22 protein-coding genes (1 of these 22 only partly in view) are annotated in these 19526 nt (G+C 33.8%); 14 read left to right on the top strand and 8 right to left on the bottom strand.

What is annotated here, in order from left to right; translation table 11 throughout:
• Positions 1-2 precede the first annotated feature (2 nt).
• The 3 genes from ACZ5CF_RS07710 to ACZ5CF_RS07700 are packed head-to-tail and all read right to left on the bottom strand — an operon-like array spanning position 3 to position 1943.
• Complete coding sequence (locus tag ACZ5CF_RS07710; RefSeq protein WP_464578656.1) at positions 3-584, bottom strand: LOG family protein; 582 nt, start codon at positions 582-584, stop codon at positions 3-5.
• The gene (gene prmC, locus ACZ5CF_RS07705; RefSeq protein ID WP_464578655.1) at positions 577-1452 is read right to left on the bottom strand and encodes a peptide chain release factor N(5)-glutamine methyltransferase; all 876 of its coding nucleotides are present in this window, start codon (positions 1450-1452) and stop codon (positions 577-579) included. Before prmC ends, ACZ5CF_RS07710 begins: the two co-directional genes overlap by 8 nt.
• Positions 1453-1454: 2 nt before the next feature.
• Positions 1455-1943: a GNAT family N-acetyltransferase gene (locus ACZ5CF_RS07700; RefSeq protein ID WP_464578654.1), complete on the bottom strand. Its 489-nt coding sequence runs from the start codon at positions 1941-1943 to the stop codon at positions 1455-1457.
• Between the two features lie 23 nt (positions 1944-1966).
• Between ACZ5CF_RS07700 and ribD the strand changes: the two genes are divergently transcribed.
• Genes ribD through ACZ5CF_RS07685 form a run of 3 tightly spaced genes read left to right on the top strand, consistent with a single transcriptional unit; the run spans position 1967 to position 4275 of the window.
• Complete coding sequence (gene ribD, locus ACZ5CF_RS07695) at positions 1967-3055, top strand: bifunctional diaminohydroxyphosphoribosylaminopyrimidine deaminase/5-amino-6-(5-phosphoribosylamino)uracil reductase RibD (RefSeq protein ID WP_464578652.1); 1089 nt, start codon at positions 1967-1969, stop codon at positions 3053-3055.
• Complete coding sequence (locus tag ACZ5CF_RS07690; RefSeq protein ID WP_464578651.1) at positions 3048-3665, top strand: HAD family hydrolase; 618 nt, start codon at positions 3048-3050, stop codon at positions 3663-3665. Before ribD ends, ACZ5CF_RS07690 begins: the two co-directional genes overlap by 8 nt.
• Positions 3658-4275 (top strand): IMPACT family protein, encoded by a 618-nt coding sequence (locus ACZ5CF_RS07685; protein ID WP_464578650.1) that lies wholly within the window; start codon positions 3658-3660, stop codon positions 4273-4275. Before ACZ5CF_RS07690 ends, ACZ5CF_RS07685 begins: the two co-directional genes overlap by 8 nt.
• Here the strand turns inward: ACZ5CF_RS07685 and ACZ5CF_RS07680 are convergent.
• Positions 4272-4685, bottom strand: coding sequence for an acyl-CoA thioesterase (locus tag ACZ5CF_RS07680; protein WP_464578649.1), 414 nt, complete (start codon positions 4683-4685; stop codon positions 4272-4274). The genes ACZ5CF_RS07685 and ACZ5CF_RS07680 overlap by 4 nt on opposite strands.
• Before the next feature lie 199 nt (positions 4686-4884).
• Between ACZ5CF_RS07680 and dnaA the strand changes: the two genes are divergently transcribed.
• From dnaA to ACZ5CF_RS07665, 3 genes are read left to right on the top strand one after another with little or no spacing between them, the layout of a single operon-like run.
• Positions 4885-6312 (top strand): chromosomal replication initiator protein DnaA, encoded by a 1428-nt coding sequence (gene dnaA, locus ACZ5CF_RS07675; RefSeq protein WP_464578648.1) that lies wholly within the window; start codon positions 4885-4887, stop codon positions 6310-6312.
• Between the two features lie 2 nt (positions 6313-6314).
• On the top strand, positions 6315-6785 hold the full coding sequence (locus ACZ5CF_RS07670; RefSeq protein ID WP_464578647.1) for a low molecular weight protein-tyrosine-phosphatase: 471 nt from the start codon (positions 6315-6317) through the stop codon (positions 6783-6785).
• Between the two features lie 57 nt (positions 6786-6842).
• Positions 6843-7556, top strand: coding sequence for an SAM-dependent methyltransferase (locus ACZ5CF_RS07665; protein WP_464578645.1), 714 nt, complete (start codon positions 6843-6845; stop codon positions 7554-7556).
• Between the two features lie 61 nt (positions 7557-7617).
• Here the strand turns inward: ACZ5CF_RS07665 and ACZ5CF_RS07660 are convergent, their stop codons facing one another.
• The 4 genes from ACZ5CF_RS07660 to dapF form a co-directional block, all read right to left on the bottom strand.
• Positions 7618-8253 carry a peptidoglycan-binding protein LysM gene (locus ACZ5CF_RS07660; protein ID WP_464578644.1) on the bottom strand — a complete coding sequence of 212 codons (636 nt, stop codon included), beginning with the start codon at positions 8251-8253 and terminating at the stop codon, positions 7618-7620.
• A gap of 138 nt (positions 8254-8391) precedes the next feature.
• Positions 8392-9435: an endolytic transglycosylase MltG gene (gene mltG, locus ACZ5CF_RS07655; RefSeq protein WP_464578643.1), complete on the bottom strand. Its 1044-nt coding sequence runs from the start codon at positions 9433-9435 to the stop codon at positions 8392-8394.
• Positions 9422-9955, bottom strand: coding sequence for a GNAT family N-acetyltransferase (locus tag ACZ5CF_RS07650; RefSeq protein WP_464578641.1), 534 nt, complete (start codon positions 9953-9955; stop codon positions 9422-9424). The genes mltG and ACZ5CF_RS07650 overlap by 14 nt, the downstream gene beginning before the upstream one ends.
• Positions 9949-10731, bottom strand: a complete 783-nt coding sequence (gene dapF / locus ACZ5CF_RS07645) for a diaminopimelate epimerase (RefSeq protein ID WP_464578640.1) — start codon at positions 10729-10731, stop codon at positions 9949-9951. Before dapF ends, ACZ5CF_RS07650 begins: the two co-directional genes overlap by 7 nt.
• Positions 10732-10864: 133 nt before the next feature.
• Here dapF and ACZ5CF_RS07640 point away from each other — a divergent pair, with 133 nt between their 5' ends.
• The 8 genes from ACZ5CF_RS07640 to ACZ5CF_RS07605 all read left to right on the top strand — a co-directional run.
• Positions 10865-12265 carry a trypsin-like peptidase domain-containing protein gene (locus ACZ5CF_RS07640; RefSeq protein ID WP_464578639.1) on the top strand — a complete coding sequence of 467 codons (1401 nt, stop codon included), beginning with the start codon at positions 10865-10867 and terminating at the stop codon, positions 12263-12265.
• Between the two features lie 133 nt (positions 12266-12398).
• Positions 12399-13847: a glyceraldehyde-3-phosphate dehydrogenase gene (locus ACZ5CF_RS07635; RefSeq protein ID WP_464578637.1), complete on the top strand. Its 1449-nt coding sequence runs from the start codon at positions 12399-12401 to the stop codon at positions 13845-13847.
• A gap of 132 nt (positions 13848-13979) precedes the next feature.
• Positions 13980-14588, top strand: coding sequence for a tRNA (guanine-N1)-methyltransferase (locus ACZ5CF_RS07630; protein WP_464578635.1), 609 nt, complete (start codon positions 13980-13982; stop codon positions 14586-14588).
• 41 nt (positions 14589-14629) lie between these two features.
• The gene (locus ACZ5CF_RS07625; RefSeq protein WP_464578634.1) at positions 14630-15076 is read left to right on the top strand and encodes a GNAT family N-acetyltransferase; all 447 of its coding nucleotides are present in this window, start codon (positions 14630-14632) and stop codon (positions 15074-15076) included.
• Positions 15077-15127: 51 nt separating this feature from the next.
• Entirely contained in the window at positions 15128-15808 is a 681-nt protein-coding gene (trmD, locus tag ACZ5CF_RS07620) for a tRNA (guanosine(37)-N1)-methyltransferase TrmD (protein WP_464578633.1), read from the top strand.
• 108 nt (positions 15809-15916) lie between these two features.
• Complete coding sequence (gene rplS, locus ACZ5CF_RS07615; RefSeq protein ID WP_464578632.1) at positions 15917-16264, top strand: 50S ribosomal protein L19; 348 nt, start codon at positions 15917-15919, stop codon at positions 16262-16264.
• Positions 16265-17037: 773 nt separating this feature from the next.
• Positions 17038-19260: an NADP-dependent isocitrate dehydrogenase gene (locus ACZ5CF_RS07610; RefSeq protein ID WP_464578630.1), complete on the top strand. Its 2223-nt coding sequence runs from the start codon at positions 17038-17040 to the stop codon at positions 19258-19260.
• 50 nt (positions 19261-19310) lie between these two features.
• Positions 19311-19526: the 5' portion of a DUF6095 family protein gene (locus ACZ5CF_RS07605; RefSeq protein WP_464578628.1), read on the top strand. Its footprint extends 9 nt past the window's final position; the window shows 216 of its 225 coding nt (coding positions 1-216); it begins with the start codon at positions 19311-19313; the stop codon falls past the right edge of the window.

Raw genomic sequence — 19526 nt, 5'->3', positions numbered from 1 at the left:
AACTAAACTTGATTTTTGTTAATCCATTTTGGTGTTGATGTAGGTTTAAATTGCTTCATTTTTTGCAACAACCTATCAGAATCATCATCTACCAAAAGTAAATTATAATTCTCTATTTTAAGAAATCCTTTTTTAACCATATGCTCTAAAAATGCTAGCAAATAATTAAAAAAACCATTGGTATTGAGAATTCCAATGGGTTTACTGTGTAGTCCCAGTTGTGCCCAAGTAATCATCTCGAAAAGCTCTTCGAGCGTACCATAACCGCCAGGTAATGCCATTATTCCTTCGCATAAATCGTTCATTTTAATTTTACGTTCATGCATGGTTTGGGTTATATGTAATTCTGAAAGTCCGAAATGCGCTACTTCTTTTTGCTTTAAAAACTCGGGGATAACGCCTATTACTTTACCGCCATACTCTAAACAGCCCGACGCTAATTTTTCCATTATGCCAACTTTGGCACCGCCATAAATTAATGTGATGTTTTGTTGGGCAAGTGTTTTCCCTAATGCATAGGCTTCATTAATAACCGTTTGATCATTCCCTTCGTTACTTCCGCAAAATACAACCAGACTATTCATGTAATGTAGCTTTTATCATGCGCATATTGCCTGCCAGGTCTTTTCTTAATTCGGTTTTAAAGTCAAATTTTTCAAGCAATAGTTGGGTTTCTATGCCAAGATACTGATTGATTTCCAAATATAGCGCTCCGGCTTTAGATAATTTATTAACAGCAAACTGTGCTATGGCCTCATAAAATAGTAGCGGATTAGTATCTTCTACAAACAAAGCCAAATGAGGTTCATAGGCTAAAACGTTCTTTTTTATCTGTTTTTGTTCGCTTTTTGTTACATAAGGCGGGTTAGAAACTATCACATTAAATTGGGCAACATTACAGGCGTCTGAAATTTTTTGTGCTGCCGTATTATAATCTAAAATATTGGATGTTACAAAACATACTTTTTGCCGATTGTTGTTAGCATTTTCTTGAGCAACTTTTAAAGCTTCTTCAGAAACGTCTAGCGCAACAACTTTACTGTTTTTTAAATTATGTGCTAACGATGTTGCAATGCATCCGCTTCCGGTGCCAATATCTAATAATGTTATTGATGAGTTGTTTTTATGATCTGAAATAATCCAAGATACTAGCTCTTCGGTTTCCGGCCTCGGAATCAAAACATGATTATTAACTTTATACCTAAGACCATAAAACTCTGTATGCCCCAAAATATATTGTACCGGCTCTCCCTGCTCTAATCTGTGAAGTACTTCTAAAAGTTGATTGATTTCTGCTTTAGTTACTGTATAATTTGGTTGAAGCGCCACCATAAATGATTGTAACCCTAAATAATGTTCTATAACCCTATAAAATATAGCTTTGCGCTCATCTTCTTCATAGCGTTTTTTAAGTGTATTGTAATAAAGCGTTTGTATTTCTTTTAAAGTCATAATTAGGTTAAATCTTTAATCATCCAGACTGTGCAGGCATGATGACCGGTATCTCCAAGAGGATTGTTTAAATAACTAAACCCATTTTTTTGGTACAAGCTTTGAGCTGCTTTCATATAAGGCATTGTTTCTAAATAGCATTTACCAAAACCAAGCTCTTTTGCTGCTTGTAAACAATGCTTAATCATTTTGCTTCCAATACCTTTACCTCTTACCTCTTCTAAAAAATACATTTTCTGCAACTCGCAAACATTACCATCAAAATTATCTAATGGAGCAATCCCTGCACCGCCTACAATACGGTTATTAATTTCTACCACGTAATAAACAGATTTTGGATTGTTATAAGCCTCAAACATATTATTTAACGATGCATCTGCATACGCAGATCCTTCTTTTGGCACTCCAAAATCTTCAAGCACTTTTTTAATTATTTGTGCAACAACTAAATTGTCTTCTAATTTAATTTCCCTTATAACTACCGTGCTCATGTTGTGTTTTAAATGCTATTTTTGTGAATGCAAACGAACATAATAAAAAGTATTTGAGTACACACAAAAAATACATAAAAAGATGCATAGAGCTTGCTAAAAAAGGCTTAGGTAATACTTACCCAAACCCTAATGTGGGTTGCGTTATTGTACACAATAATACGGTAATTGGAGAAGGTTACACAAGCAAATATGGTGGTGCCCATGCAGAAGTTAATGCTATACAGCAAGTAAGTGATAAAAAGCTCTTACAAGAAGCTACCCTTTATGTAACTCTAGAACCTTGTGCTCATTATGGCAAAACCCCTCCTTGTGCTGATTTAATTGTAAAACATAAAATACCAAATGTTGTAATTGGTGTTTTAGATAGCAACACTCTTGTAGCCGGAAAAGGCGTGAAAAAATTAATTGAAGGAGGCTGCAATGTAACCATTGGCGTTTTAGAAGATGAATGCAGAGAGTTACACAAACGTTTTTTAACATATCATACCAAAAAAAGGCCGTTTATAATTTTAAAATGGGCGCAAACAATTGATAGTTATTTAGCTCCTAAAAGCAGTGATAGAAACCAAAAAGCGCCTGTTTGGATTACCAATACATATTCTAGGCAACTTGTGCACCTATGGCGTAGTCAAGAGCACGCAATTTTAGTAGGTACTAAAACTGTTTTAGAAGATAACCCAAAATTAACTACAAGACAATGGAGTGGAAACTCTCCTATTCGTGTTGTTTTAGATCAGCATTTAAAAATAGATACAACCTATACCATTTTTAATAGCCAGAGTAAAGTTATAGTGATTACCGGTAAAAATAGTAAACCGGTAAATTCATATCCTGCTAATGTTTTGATTGAACAAATTGATTTTACTGAAAACTTAGCGCATAAAATTTGTAATGTTCTTTATAAGCACCAAATACAAAGTGTTATTGTTGAAGGTGGTAGTAAAACGCTTCAAACCTTTATAACCGAAAATTTATGGGACGAGGCGCGTATTTTTACAGGTAAAACAAGTTTTGGTTCCGGAGTTAAAGCTCCTATATTTAACTTCACGCCTTATAAATCAAAAATGATTGGCTCGGATACTTTAAACTACTTTAAGAATAATGATTAACAATATTATTTTTGACTTTGGTGATGTATTTATCAATTTAAATAAACAAGCTACTTTGTCCAAATTACAAGCGCTGGGCATTAAAGAAGTTACCCCAAACATGATACAAATTAATGAGACCTACGAAACCGGAGATATAAGTACCGACAGCTTTATTGCTTTTTATAAAAAACTTTTGCCAAGCTGTAGTTCTAAACAACTAATAGCTATTTGGAATGCCATTATTTTAGATTTTCCGGAGTACCGTTTAGCATTTTTAGAACAGTTGTGTCAATTAAAAAAATACCGATTGTTTTTATTAAGCAACACCAATCATCTGCACATACAATATGTAATACAAACCATTGGTAAAGAGCGTTACAACCGTTTTAAAAATTGTTTTGAGCAGTTTTACCTATCACATGAAATTGGATTAAGAAAACCAAACCAAGAGGTATATAATTTTGTGTTGTCAACAAATAAACTTGATGCTGCTCAAACTCTTTTTATAGATGATACAACAGAAAATACAGAAGCAGCCAAGAGTTTAGGGTTAAAAACATGGAACATAAACCCTCTTAAAGAAGACGTTATACAGTTACCTGAATATTTAAAACAGCTTAATGAGTAGTAAATCTGACACATACCAAACCCTTAAAGAACCAAGCAAAGAAGTATTGTTTAAAGAAAAAGGCAGTAAATTTTATGGATATGCTTTTCCGGTTAGTAGTGAGCAGCAAATAAAAGATGTACTTGAGAGCATTAAAAAACAACATCATACAGCAAGGCATTGGTGTTATGCATGGCAGTTAGGAACAGAACAAAAACACTACAGAGCAAATGATGATGGTGAACCAAATAATAGTGCCGGTATGCCTATATACGGACAAATACAGGCCTTTAATGTAACCCAAGTGTTAGTAGTAGTTGTTAGGTATTTTGGCGGAGTAAAACTTGGTGTTGGTGGCCTTATAACTGCTTATAAAACTACAGCAAAAATGGCCTTAGAAGCTGCTACTGTTATAACTAAAACCATAAAACAGCAATATGAGCTTGAGTTTGATTATAAACATATGAGTGCTGTTATGCGCGTTGTTAACGAAAACAATGCTCAAATTATATCGCAATCGTTAGAATTAAATTGTAAAATAGTAATAGGCATAAGAAAGCAAAAAGCACAACAATTTGAAAACAGCTTAAAAAACCTGTATGAAGTTAAATTAAAAAAAATTGCATCTTAAAACTTTTCTGCAGTCAATTTTTCTAAAATATAATCAGGGCAATAAATCGGTTTTTTAGTTGCTATATCCATGAAAGCCAACACTGTATGTGCTGTAGATAAAAGCTCACCTTGTTCGTTATAAATTTCGTACTCAAACTCTATTTTTACGCCCGGCTTTTTAACTAAGTAAGTTTTAATCGTTAAAAGGTCGTCATAATACGCTGATTTTTTATAATTTAGATGCAAAGAAATTACAGGAAGCATTATACCGCTCGTTTCCATTTCTTTGTAAGAAACACCTAAATTTCGTAACCATTCAACCCTTGCAATCTCCAGGTATTGCACGTAGTTTCCATGGTACACAACCCCCATTTGGTCTGTTTCACCGTAACGAACTCTAACTGTAGTTTGGGCAGTTTTTAGGCTCATGCAGTATTTAAAAAAATTGTTAACTAATTGTAAACAAATTGTTTTTCAACTTGCAAAAAAAAAACTAAATATTCAACCCCTAAATCATTTTTTTTTTTAATTTTTTGTTCACATATTTGTTCAACCGAAATCAATAGCGAAATAACCCCAATTATCCTCGCTTACTAACCAACAATAACTAAAAAAGAACTTATACGGAATGGAGAAAACTGCGCAATCAGTATGGGATAATTGTCTGCATTTTATTAAAGACAACATCCAACCTCAAGCATTCAAAACATGGTTTGAACCTATTAAACCCGTTAAACTGGCTGATAAAGCGCTAAGCATTCAAGTCCCGAGTAAATTTTTTTACGAATGGTTAGAAGAACACTACATTAAGTTACTTAAAGTTGCTTTAACAAAAGAGTTAGGCGAAAATGCCAAGTTGGTGTATGTAATTAAAATGGAAAACACTTTTGGCAACAAGCAACCATATACAGAAAAAATACCGAGCTCAAACAAAATAAATGTAGAACCACAAGAATTAGATGTCCCTGTAAAATCTAAAAATCCCGAATTAAAAAATCCGTTTATAATTCCCGGAATTAGAAATATTAAAATAGAGTCTCAACTAAACCCTAATTACAATTTTGATAATTTTTTAGAAGGAGATTCTAACCGTTTGGCTCGTTCTGCCGGATTAGCAGTTGCTAACAAGCCTGGAGGCACATCGTTTAATCCTTTATTAATTTTTGGTGGCGTTGGTTTAGGAAAAACACATTTAGCACATGCTATAGGCATAGAAATTAAGGCCAAATACCCGGAGAAAACCGTTTTATACATTTCGGCAGAAAAATTCACACAACAATACATAGACTCTGTTAAGAAGAACACCCGAAATGATTTTATTCATTTTTATCAGCTGATTGATGTGCTTATTATAGATGACGTTCAGTTTTTATCGGGTAAATCTGGTACACAAGATGTTTTCTTCCACATTTTTAATCACTTGCATCAAAACGGAAAACAGGTAGTGCTGACATCAGATAAAGCTCCTGTTGATATGCAAGATATAGAGCAGCGCTTACTCTCTAGATTTAAATGGGGACTATCTGCAGAATTACAACAACCAGACTATGAAACTCGCGTCTCTATCTTAAAAAACAAACTCTACAGAGATGGTGTAGAAATGCCTGATGATATTGTTGAGTATGTAGCCAAAAACATAAAAAGTAATGTTAGAGAGCTTGAAGGTGCAATAATTTCACTCATTGCTCAGTCTTCATTCAATAAAAAAGAAGTAACATTAGACTTAGCTAAGCAAATTGTAGAGAAATTTGTTAAGAGTACTAAAAAAGAGGTTTCTATAGACTACATTCAAAAAGTAGTTTCAGATTATTTTGAGATGGATGTAGCCACTTTGCAATCTAAAACCAGAAAGCGCCATATTGTACAAGCTAGACAACTAGCTATGTTTTTTGCAAAAAAATATACCAAGGCCTCTTTGGCAAGTATAGGTTCTCAAATAGGTAAAAGAGATCACGCAACTGTACTACACGCTTGTAAAACAGTTGATAATTTGGCAGAAACCGATAAGCAGTTTAGAAAATATATAGAAGACTTAAATAAAAAACTTTCACAGTAAGCATGCAGACCAAAGTATTAATGGTGTGTTTAGGAAACATATGCCGATCGCCCTTGGCGCAAGGCATACTTGAAAGCAAGGTAGATAATAACACTATTACCGTAGACTCTGCCGGTACTGCTGCTTATCATGTAGGCGAATTGCCGGATGAGCGCTCAATAAAAGTTGCCAAAAAATATGGAATAGACTTAACTAAACAGCGCGCAAGAAAGTTTTCTGTTACTGATTTTGATACCTTTGACTACATCTATGTGATGGATAAAAGCAATTACCAAAATGTTATTGCACTAGCTAAATCTCCTGAGCATAAAAAAAAGGTAAAGCTTATACTTGAAGAAGTTTTTCCGGGTAAAAATTTAGAAGTTCCAGATCCTTATTATGGAGGCGAGCAAGGTTTTGAAAATGTGTATTCATTATTAGACAAAGCCTGCGATGAAATAGCCAAAAACCTAACAGAAAAAAGCTTTTCTTAAATCTAATAATTTCATAACCTTACTTTTTTGTAGCTTTACTGCTCTTTATAAAGAAGTATGCACAAGCCAGGAACTTTATATTTAATTCCTACCACATTAGGAGACACTGCCCCTTTAGAGGTTTTACCCATCTCTATTAAAAAAGCAATAGAACACATTAATTATTACATAGTAGAGAACGAGAAAACGGCTCGGAGGTTTATAAAAAAGATCACTCCTAACAAACCTCAAAAAAATCTAATTATAGAAACACTTAACAAATATACCAGCGAGTTAGAAATCCAATCACTTATAGAGCCGATTCTTAAAGGGCATGATGTAGGATTACTCTCTGAAGCCGGTTGTCCCGGTATTGCAGATCCCGGAGCCGATGTGGTTAAGCTTGCACATCAAAAAAACATAAAAGTTGTACCAATGGTTGGTCCGTCTTCTATTGTATTAGCACTTATGGCAAGCGGATTAAACGGACAACAATTTGCTTTTAACGGGTATTTACCTATTGATAAAAGCGAGCGAAGAAAAGAGATTAAAGCACTCGAGAAAAGGTCAAGAGAACTCAACCAAGCACAATTATTTATTGAAACCCCTTACAGAAATGATAAATTACTGGCCGATTTATTAGCTACACTTAACCCCAAAACACAACTTTGTGTAGCGGCCAACATTACAACACCAGACGAATTTATAAAAACTAAACCTATTGCCGGTTGGAAGAAAACAACTGTTAATCTGCATAAAATCCCAACAATATTTATTATACAAGCACAATAAAAAAACCTCAAGAGTAATTCTTGAGGTTTTTTGTTGAACTAATAATCTAATTTATGTGTCCTTAAATTTTAGCTTTTCTGTCTGGTTTAATATTTGAGGTATCGTATCCTGAAAATTTCTTCATATAATACTGAATAGTAGCCCCATTACCATCTTCAAAGTTATAAGCACCTCCGGAACGCAAATATTTTTTTACGTTACCGGCTCCAGCTAAATGTGCTGCTGCTAAGATCCCAGACTCTGTAATTTTTATTCCGTTTATTTTTTTACCAACATACTGCTTAATGTATTTACGTAAAATCCACTTATTTCTGGCAGTATTAGCTATAAAGGCTTTCTCTTGAAGCTTTGGAGAGTTTAAAAACTTTTTAACGTTATACACTCCTATCATCTCTAAAGTAGAAGCCCCAAATTGGTATTTACCTAAGTAACCTAGTTGGTTTATTACAAAATAATCTCCTTGAGATTCTTTAAACCCTAAAGCCTCTTTAAAACCAACAAAGGTTTTTCCGGTAAACGGAGTAATTACAAAACCTGAGTCTTCTATAGAATCAGTTTCAGGAACAGTAAATACTACCGGTTCTGTTACAACAAGATTTTCAGGAACGTTTGCGGTTTTTTTTGTTGAGGTAAAACCTAAACTCAGTAATAGTACTAGAATGATTAGGGGGCATAAAATAATTATGCTTCTTCTCATATAATGTAATTTCTTTAAGACTTACGCCTTAAAAAGGCAGCTTAAAATTTGAGCCTGCAAATTTACGATTTTTTTTTAATTCTGAAAATTAAGGAGTTAAACTACTGTTAAAAGGGTTAAAACCATAGTATTTTAAGGCTATCGAGTAATTTTTTGGCGATTAATCCAGCGTATGTAAGCCTGCTTATTAATGTTATGTTCACGCAAAGTTTTAGCAAATTTATGATATCCCGGTCGCTCTACATCAGCAACAAAATACAAATAATTATGCTTTTCTGGGTTTAACACAGCATCTATAGCAGAGATATCCGGCATTGCAATAGGACCGGGTGGCAATCCGGAAAACTTATAGGTATTGTATGGTGAGTTAATCTCTAAATCTTTGTATAAAACTCTTTTTATAATTGTATCGTGATTTTTTAATTGCTCTTTTAATGCATATATAACCGTAGGATCTGCTTGTAATAACATTCCTCTTTTTAATCGGTTCAAGTAAACTCCTGCTACTCGGGGTCGCTCATCTATTTTTACAGTTTCTTCATGCACTATAGATGCTAAGGTTATAACTTGTAATGGTGTTAAGCCAATTGCAGCAGCTTTTTCCATTCTTTTTTTATTCCAAAACCTGTTATATTCTTTTAGCATTCTATCTCTAAACTCTTCGGCAGAGGTATTCCAAAAAAACTCGTATGTGTTCGGCACATACATTGCCAGGGCAGTTTTAGGTGTAAATTTATTGGCAGATAAGAAAGCGGAGTCTAAAAAGGTTTGCATTAACGAGGCACTATCTGCTTCTATTTGATTTGCTATTCTTGCTGCAAGTTTGGGCAATGTTTCTTGGTTGTTAAACGAAATCCTGATAGGCACATTTTTACTACGTAAGGCATTTATAATCTCATTATTATTCATGCCTTTTACAATCTCAAATCTACCTGCCTTTACATTGTTAACATATCCCTTTTTTTGGGCAACAAGCTCAAAACTTTCTACATCTTTTAAAAGCGGAGTAATGTTTTCTTTTACATTATTAAAAGTACTGCCTGTTTTAACATACACATAAGCTTTATCATTATTAAAAGCTGTGTTTGGCGAAAATATAGCTGTGTAAATAGAATATGTAATTACAGCACCAACTACCAACCCAATTAAAAGTATAGCAATAACAATTTTACGAATGTACATGATTAATTAATTGATATAATATTTCGTCTTTATACGTTCCGTTTACAAATCTCCACTCTTTTTTTACACCAACTTCTTTAAAACCTAATTTTGTAAAAAGCTTTATACTAGGCGTATTATGCGCCATAATATTGGCATATATTTGATGTAATTGCAAATGGGTAAAGGCATAATTTATTAGTAATTTAAGTGCTTCTGTTCCATAACCTTTACTTCTACTAGATTCTTCTTTAATTATAATACCTACCCCTGCTCTTTTGTGTGTTGGATTAAAATCAAACAAATCTATTAACCCAACTATTGTATGTTGCTTATTGCAAATTGCTAATCTAAGCTGTTTTACTTGGTAAATATCTTGTCGGCTGTTTTTTAAATAGTTTTTTAAAACTAACTTGGAGTATGGAGTTACGGTTTCGCTTATTTCCCAAATATTTTCATCGTTCTCTAATTCGTATAGAAAATCTAAATCTTTAGGCTCTAAAGCTCTTAAATAAATTATTTCTCCTTTAAGCGTTACCATGATACCTCTCCTTTAAACACAAATGTTGCCGGGCCAGTTAAAAAAACCTCTTTATACTGTTTGTTGTTTGCAACAAAGCTAACAGATAAATCTCCTCCTAAGGTTGTTAACAGAACTTTGTTTTTATCTGTATAATTTAAATGGTGCATAGCTATGGCAACAGCCGTAACTCCGGTGCCACAAGAAAGCGTTTCGTTTTCTACTCCTCTCTCATAAGTTCTAACCTTAAAAACGTTTTCTGATTGTTGCGCTACAAAATTAACATTGCATCCGGCTGCCCCATAAACATTATACCTAATATTAGCGCCTTGTTTTACAACATCTAAATCGTTTAAAGATTTACACACAACTATATGATGAGGCGATCCGGTATCTAAAAACACTTCTGTAGGGCTCATTGTTTTAACCTCTGTAACATCTTGCATTTTTAAGGCTACATTATCTTTAAAATCTATTGTAGCATCGTGAATACCATCTATGGCTGTAAAACGTGTTTTAGATTGTATAATTCCTAATTTTTTTGCGAATGCAACAATACATCTACCCCCATTACCACACATGGTACTCTGATTACCATCTGAGTTAAAATAAATCATTTTAAAATCTGCCGAATCGTCATTTTCCAATAAAATTAAACCATCTGCTCCTATGCCAAATTTTCTGTCACAAAGGTCTGCAATTAATTTGGTATTATTTTTGGGAAACACTAACTGCCTGTTATCTATTATAATAAAGTCGTTACCGGTTCCTTGATATTTATAAAAGGTAATGGTCATTGTAAAATTAATATGTGCAAATATACTATTATGCTTAGCATTATGCGATGTTAAACAGGCGTTAAAGTTATGTATATAACACAATAATGGACTAATTTTAGGTGTTAATTTCACAAAAGCAAAAACAACTGTTATGAAAAGATTTGGGAGCCTTTTAATATTAGCCGTTTTAGCTGGAGCACTAACTTTAGGTACTTATAAATTGTTTTTTGAAAAACCTGTAACTGTGGTTGCAGCCAGCAACCAACCAAATTTTGTAAAAACAACAACTTCATACCCTATAAACAACAATATAACTGCTACAGAAAATGTTGACTTTGTAGCTGCAGCAGAGGCTACTGTTAATGCTGTTGTGCATGTTAAAAACGTGTCTATTGCTTCTGCTCCGGTTACTATTATGGATTTTTTCTATGGTAGAACAAGACCACAAGCCAGAATTGGTACTGGTTCTGGTGTAATAATTTCTCCCGACGGATATATTATTACTAATAACCATGTAATTGAAAATGCTTCTGAAATAGAAATAACAACCAACGATAATAAAACGTTTAAAGCAAGTTTAGTTGGTACAGACCCCGAAACAGATATAGCCCTTCTTAAAGTAGATGCCAACGAAGATTTTCCGTTTATAACTTTTGGAGATTCTGATAATACTAAAATTGGAGAATGGGTATTAGCTGTAGGTAACCCGTTTAATTTAACATCTACTGTTACTGCCGGTATAGTTAGCGCAAAATCAAGAGATTTAAATCCTAACGATAGAATTAACCAATCGTTCATCCAAACAGATGCTGCTGTAAACCCCGGTAATAGTGGCGGTGCACTTGTTAATGTTAGAGGCGAGCTAATTGGCATAAATACTGCAATAACTTCGCAAACCGGTTCTTACATTGGGTACTCTTTTGCTGTACCAAGCAATATAGCCAGAAAAGTTGTAGAAGACATAATGGAGTATGGCGATGTGCAAGAAGGGATGCTTGGTGTTAGCGGTAATGGTCTAAACTCTGTTGTTGCAGAAGCTCTTAAAATAAAAGAAACCCAAGGATTTTATATTGGCGCTGTAGAAGAAAATTCTGGTGCTGAAAAAGCAGGTTTAAAAGAAGGTGATATTATTAAGAAAATAGACAATGTAACCATCAATAAATTTTCTGATATGGCGGGTTACCTAAAATCTAAACGTCCTAACGACGTGGTTCAGGTAACTATTTTAAGAAATGGTAAATACAAAACTGTACCTGTTACTTTATCTAAAAAAGTACTAACTTTTACCAGTCTGTACGGTTTACAGCTAAAAAACTTAACTAATGCTGATAAAGCTAAATACAAAATAAAAGAGGGCGTTAAAGTTACAGGTAACCGTAACCCACAATTTAGTAGAATGGGCATTACAGAGGGTTATTTGGTAATTCAAATAAACGACTATAAAATAACAAACATAAATGATGTTGAGGCGTTTTTACAAACTAAAGAAAACATGTATAAGCTCATAGTTGTAAGCCCTTCAGGAGAAATAGAACGTTATATTTTTCAGTAATCAACCTTACTCTTAAATACCGGAAAAGCCCTCTTGCTTAAGAGGGCTTTATTTTTTACTTTTTTCTTTACGAAAACGTTTGAAAATTATACTTTTGCGGCAAAATAAAAACACAACTTAAACTTTCATACTAATGCTTTCTAACGAAATTTACGAGAAAGAGTTAGCTTTTCAGGCAGACAGACGAAAAGCCTCTATTGAGTTCATTAAAATAGTTAATGACCTGTGGTACGACAAAGCCATAGAGCTTGTTCTTTTTAGAAATCAACTTATAGACAGAAACGTAAGCGAAATTATAAACCTGCACGAATATGCAGGTGAGTTTGTACAAAAGCCAATTTCTATTTTTGATTCAGTAGAGATTGCTCAAGCTATAAAAAACATAGACTTACCCCCTTCTAAATTAGATATTGGTAAACTTACGTACGAATACCATTTAGAAGATAATAAGTACGATTCTGCTACTGATTTTGTAATAGACAAACTTTCTGATGCTAACAATAGCAACGAAATTCAGCCAAAAGATGTTGTTTTATACGGTTTTGGTAGAATTGGTAGACTACTGGCACGCGAGTTAATGGCAAAAACCGGAAAAGGCAGTCAATTACGCCTACGTGCAATTGTAACAAGAGGGACTATTACTCCGGAAATTTTAGAAAAAAGAGCTTCGTTACTCAGAAACGACTCTGTTCATGGTGATTTTCACGGTACAGTAGCTTCAGATTTTAACAACCAAGCCCTAATTATAAATGGTACAACCGTTCATATGATTACGGCAAATGCACCGGAAGAAATAGATTATACACAATATGGTATTAATGATGCTTTAGTTATAGATAATACCGGAGCATTTAGAGACGAAGAAGGATTAGGACGCCATTTAAAAGCTAAAGGAGTAGCTAAAGTATTATTAACAGCGCCCGGAAAAGGTGTCCCAAACATTGTTCATGGTGTAAACCATAAAGACTACGATCCTGATACAGTAAATATTTTCTCTGCAGCTTCTTGTACTACCAATGCTATCACACCAATTTTAAAAGTAGTAGAAGATACTTTAGGTGTTGTTAAAGGGCATTTAGAAACTATTCATGCTTACACTAACGACCAGAATTTGGTAGATAACATGCACAAAAAGTACCGTAGAGGTAGAGCTGCAGCTTTAAACATGGTAATTACAGAAACCGGTGCAGGTAGTGCCGTTGCTAAAGCCTTACCTTCTTTAACGGGCAAACTAACTTCTAACGCAATTAGAGTTCCTGTTCCTAACGGATCTTTAGTGGTGCTTAACTTAGAAGTAGGCAAACAAACAAGCAAAGAAGAGATTAACGAAATAGTGAAAAAATATGCACTTGAAGGCGATTTAGTTGAACAAATTAAATATTCGTTAAGCAATGAGCTTGTATCATCAGATATTGTAGGTACATCGGCCCCTGCAATCTATGATAGTAAAGCTACCATAGTATCCGGAGACGGTAAAAGCGTAGTATTATACATTTGGTATGATAATGAATACGGTTACTCTCACCAAGTAATCAGATTAGCAAAATATATTGCAAAAGTTAGACGCTACACATATTATTAAAATACAACAACTTAATTTTAGAAAGCTCCACAATGTTGGAGCTTTTTTTATAAAAAAAGTATCTTTGGTAACAATATGGCAAAAGTCGTATCGTTAGCATAATATTATCACTAACAACACTATATAAAAGAGATGATGAGAAAAGTAAGATTAATTATTACAGGTTTAGCCTTCCTGTTTGTGGCTGTATTACACGCGCAAGAAGAGCCTAAGCTTTCTTTAGATGAAGGCTCTATAGAAAATCAGTTTGAATATGTTTTTAAAAAATCAGGAAATTACCAAGAGTACGAAGTAGTTAAGCGCACCTGGTTAATTAAACTTAGAAACAATGTTATAGATAGTTTGAATGCTGCTTATGCCAATAACAAATCTTTACAAGCCACAATAAATAATCAAAAAAAAGAAATTGCTTCATTACAAGCTCAACTTAAAACAACAACCGATAATTTAAATACCGTAACCGAAGAAAAAGACAGTATATCGTTCTTTGGTTCGTTATGGAGTAAAGCTGCATATAAATCGTTAATGTGGAGCATTATTGCTATATTAACCATATTGTTGTTATTCTTTATTTACAAATTCAGGAATAGCAATATTATTACGCAAGAAGCCAGAAACAGCTTAGCAGAACTTGAAGCAGAATACGAAGAACACAGACGAAGAGCTTTAGAGCGTGAACAAAAAGTTAGAAGACAACTACAAGACGAAATAAATAAACAAAAAGCCGGAAAAAAAAGTTAACATACAAACTCCCTTAAAATTGGGGAGTTTTTTTATTTATTATGCTACACATAAAACAAGCAACCATAGAAGATTTAAAAGATTTAGCCCCACTCTTTAGCGCTTACAGAGTTTTTTACAAACAAGAAGCAGCTCCTAAATTAGAGCTCAAATTCTTGTTAAATAGACTTAATCATAATGAGAGTGTAATTTTTATAGCTTATTATCAAAATAAAGCTGTAGCATTTACACAATTATACCCAACATTTTCATCGGTTTCATTACAGCCTTTTTACATTTTAAATGATTTGTTTGTGGTTGCATCACACAGAAACCTCGGTATAGCAAAAGCACTATTAAATCATGCTAAACAATATTGTATAGATAAAAACTATAAAGGTCTTGCTTTAGAAACTGCATCAGATAATTTTGCCCAAGAGCTTTACGAAAAATTAGGCTGGGAAAAAGACAGTGCCATGCTTCATTATTTCTGGAAAGCGCCTCAATAAAATTGATTGTTGGCATATAACAAAAGCAATATCTTTGCAAAAAACCATTGTATGCGTATAGATATAATAACGGTACTTCCGGAACTCATTAAAAGTCCTTTTGAAGCTTCTATTTTAAAAAGAGCTCAACAAAAAGGCTTAGTAGAAGTTAAGTTACATAACCTAAGAGACTATACTACAAATAACTATAAAACAGTAGATGATTACCAATTTGGTGGTGGCGCCGGAATGGTTTTAATGATAGAGCCAATAGATAAATGTATTACAGCACTAAAAGCAGAAAGAGAATACGACGAAGTGATTTATATGACTCCAGATGGCGAAACCTTAAATCAAACCATGGCCAATACACTATCATTAAAACAAAACCTAATTATTTTATGTGGCCACTATAAAGGAGTTGATCAAAGAGTGAGAGATCACTTAATTACTAAAGAAATTTCTATAGGAGATTATGTATTATCCGGAGGAGAGCTTGGTGCTGCTGTTTTATGCGATGCTATAATTAGATTAATTCCAGGGGTTTTAAATGATGAAACTTCTGCCCTAACCGATTCTTTTCAAGACAATTTATTAGCTCCACCCGTGTATACACGTCCGGCAGATTATAAGGGATTAAAAGTACCCGAAATATTATTAAGCGGAAACTTTCCTAAAATAGAAAAATGGCGAGAAGAACAAGCCTTAAAACGCACACAAGAGCGCAGACCGGACCTTTTAAATAAAAAATAAAAACTGTTGCTTATTCGTATTAATTGATTATTTTTGCAGTCAATTTAGTCCAACCTCTGGCGAGAGACGTGAATGTTGTTCTAAATCAATTTTTAAACATAAATTAAAATGGACTTAGTAAAATTTGTTCAAGACGAATTTGTAACTAAAAAAGATTTTCCAGAATTCTCTGCTGGAGACACTATTACTGTTTACTACGAAATTAAAGAAGGCGAAAAAACTCGTACTCAGTTCTTTAGAGGAACTGTAATTCAAAGAAGAGGTAGTGGTGCTACCGAAACTTTTACCATTCGCAAAATGTCAGGTACTGTTGGTGTAGAGCGTATCTTCCCAATTAACATGCCTGCATTACAAAAAATAGAAGTTAACAAGCGTGGTAAAGTTAGACGCTCTAGAATTTATTACTTTAGAGGTCTTACCGGTAAAAAAGCAAGAATTAAAGAAGTTAGGTCATAAATACCAAACACTAACCTACAAAAAAGCCTTCTTATTGAAGGCTTTTTTTATGTAATGTTCTTTTCTCTATTTAAAATATCGTTATTAACAATTGTTAATAACACAAGTTGATATCTTGTTGATTTTTAGAGAGTTATTTTATTTGGAAATTAAAAATCAAATATTACATTTGGTAAAGAATAAGTAATCAACTAATTATTATTAGTATTACGAATTCGAATGAAGCAACGTTCTTTATAAAATAATTGTTTTTCGAGGTTTTGCAGTTTAAATGTGTATGCATTAAAAACTAAAAAACCATGACGTATGCAAAAGTGTTACATGCGCAAGTAGGTTTCACCGTAGCATACTGAAAGTTTCGAAAAGTTGTTTCTCCTGAAAGGGATAGCAACCAACTAGAAACAATGCTCAACAAAGTAGTTATTTGTGAGTAACGAGTGATTACTTTTAAGGGCATCAAGAAAAACAATTTAGAACACCAAGTAGTTTTAAAGAACTTTTGTTCTTTTTTAATGAAAAGTGTTCGATTGAAATAGTGAAACTTGAGCCGAAAAGGTACTGTAGAGCGGTCTACATTACCGAAGTTAGTGGCAACACTAAATAGGCCACGGGAAACTATTTCAAAGAAAGCCATGTCAAAGTAAGAAATTACATTGATATGGCTTTTGTTTTTTTATCTTCCCTGTAAAATAAGCGTTGTTAAAAAAGGCATATTAATGTATATTTGCGAATCTTGTAAATAGGCCTAATTTCAATTAACTAAAACACATACAATGACAACTAACCCTAAAATCATTTATACTAAAACAGATGAGGCTCCTGCCTTAGCAACATATTCACTTTTACCAATCATAAAAAAATTTACAGCTTCTTCAGGAATAGCTTTAGAAACTAAAGATATCTCACTAGCCGGAAGAATAATTGCTAACTTCCCTGACTACTTAACCTCAGAACAACAAATTCCGGATGCGTTATCTGAATTAGGTGAATTGGCTAAAAAACCCGAAGCAAACATTATAAAGCTTCCAAATATTAGCGCGTCTATCCCTCAATTAAAGGCAGCAATTAAAGAATTACAAGATAAAGGCTATAACTTACCGGATTATCCAGATGAGCCTATAACAGAAAAAGAAAAAGAAATTAAAGCCAGATACGATAAAATTAAAGGTAGTGCTGTTAACCCTGTTTTAAGAGAAGGAAATTCAGACAGGAGAGCGCCGAAAGCTGTTAAAAATTATGCGAAAAAAAATCCGCATAGCATGGGGCAATGGTCTCCAGACTCTAAATCACATGTAGCGTCTATGAGTGAAGGCGACTTCAGATCTAACGAAAAATCTCTAACAATAAACCAAGCTACCCAAGTAAAAATTGAGCATGTAGATAGTAATGGCGCTACTTCAACCTTAAAAGATTTCTTTGCCATTCAAGAAGGCGAAATTATAGATGCTACCGTAATGCGTAAAAAAGCTTTATTAGCCTTCTTACAAGAGCAAGTAAAAGATGCAAAAGAAAAAGGAGTGTTGTTTTCTTTACACATGAAAGCAACCATGATGAAAGTTTCAGATCCTATTATTTTTGGTCATGCTGTAAAAGTATTTTTCAGCAATGTTTTCGAAAAACATGGTGATGTTTTAAATGAAATTGGTGTTGATGTAAACAATGGTCTTGGTAATCTATTAAGTAAATTAAGCGAGCTGCCTGAAGATAAGCGTAAAGAAATTGAGGCAGATATAGAGCAAGCCTTCAATGAAGGACCAGATTTAGCAATGGTTAATTCTGATAAAGGAATAACTAACCTTCACGTACCGAGCGATGTTATTATAGATGCTTCTATGCCTGCAATGATTAGAAACTCCGGGCAAATGTGGAACGCAAAAGGTAACCCACAAGACACAAAAGCTGTAATTCCGGATAGCAGTTATGCAGGCATATACCAAACAACCATAGATTTTTGCAAAAAGTACGGTGCTTTTGACCCAAGAACAATGGGAACAGTTCCAAACGTGGGGCTAATGGCGCAAAAAGCAGAAGAATATGGTTCTCACGATAAAACCTTCGAGATACAAAAATCAGGCGTTGTTAGAGTTGTAGATCAAAACAATACTGTTCTAATAGAGCATACTGTAGAGGAAGGAGATATTTGGCGTATGTGTCAAGTTAAAGACGCCCCAATTCAAGATTGGATTAAACTAGCAGTAACAAGAGCAAGAGCAACAAATACTCCTGCTGTGTTCTGGTTAGATAAAAATAGAGCTCATGACGCAGAACTAATTAAAAAAGTATATACGTACTTACCAAATCACGATACCAGCGGTTTAGAAATTAAAATTTTATCACCGGTAGAAGCAACGCAATATACTTTAGAGCGTATAAAAGATGGTAAAGACACAATATCAGTTACCGGTAATGTTTTGAGAGATTACTTAACAGACTTGTTCCCTATTTTAGAGTTAGGAACTAGTGCAAAAATGCTCTCAATTGTACCACTAATGAATGGTGGTGGTTTATTCGAAACCGGTGCCGGAGGTTCAGCTCCTAAACACGTACAACAATTTGTAGAAGAAAACCATCTACGATGGGATTCTCTCGGAGAGTTTTTAGCGCTTGCCGTTTCTTTAGAGCATTACGGTTCTAAATTTAACAATCCAAAAGCACTAATATTAGCAGAAACATTAGATCAAGCGACCGAAAAACTACTAGAAAATAAAAAATCTCCACTAAGAAAAGTGGGAGAATTAGATAACCGTGGTAGTCATTTTTATTTAGCGCTTTATTGGGCAGAAGCATTAGCCAACCAAGATAAAGACACTATGCTAAAAGAAGAGTTTACCAAAACTTACAAAGCACTTAAAGATAACGAAACAGCTATTGTTAATGAGCTTAACCAAGTTCAAGGTCAACCTGTAAATATTGGTGGTTATTATCAACCGGATGATACTCTTGCCGGCAATGCAATGCGTCCAAGTAATACATTAAATAGCATAATTAACGCATAAAATATTTGTAAAAGGCCTCTTTAAAAGAGGCCTTTATTTTATAACTAATAATGAAAACCAATAAAGAACAACTTTACAAAAGCCTCAAATACTTTGCATACACCGTAATTTGTATGTTTTTAGGTCCTGTTGTCATCTATCAAGCCTTCAAAAATCAAGATCACCCTTGGTATATCCCTGTATTAATTATTGGACTTATTTTAGCTCTAACTGCCATAGCACTAGGCTTTTACAGTGTTATCCTGCTTACCAATTCTTTTTTTAAC

Source organism: Lutaonella thermophila (assembly GCF_055387725.1).
Note: the sequence above shows the minus strand (reverse complement) of the source record. Positions and strands in the feature narration are given on the sequence as shown.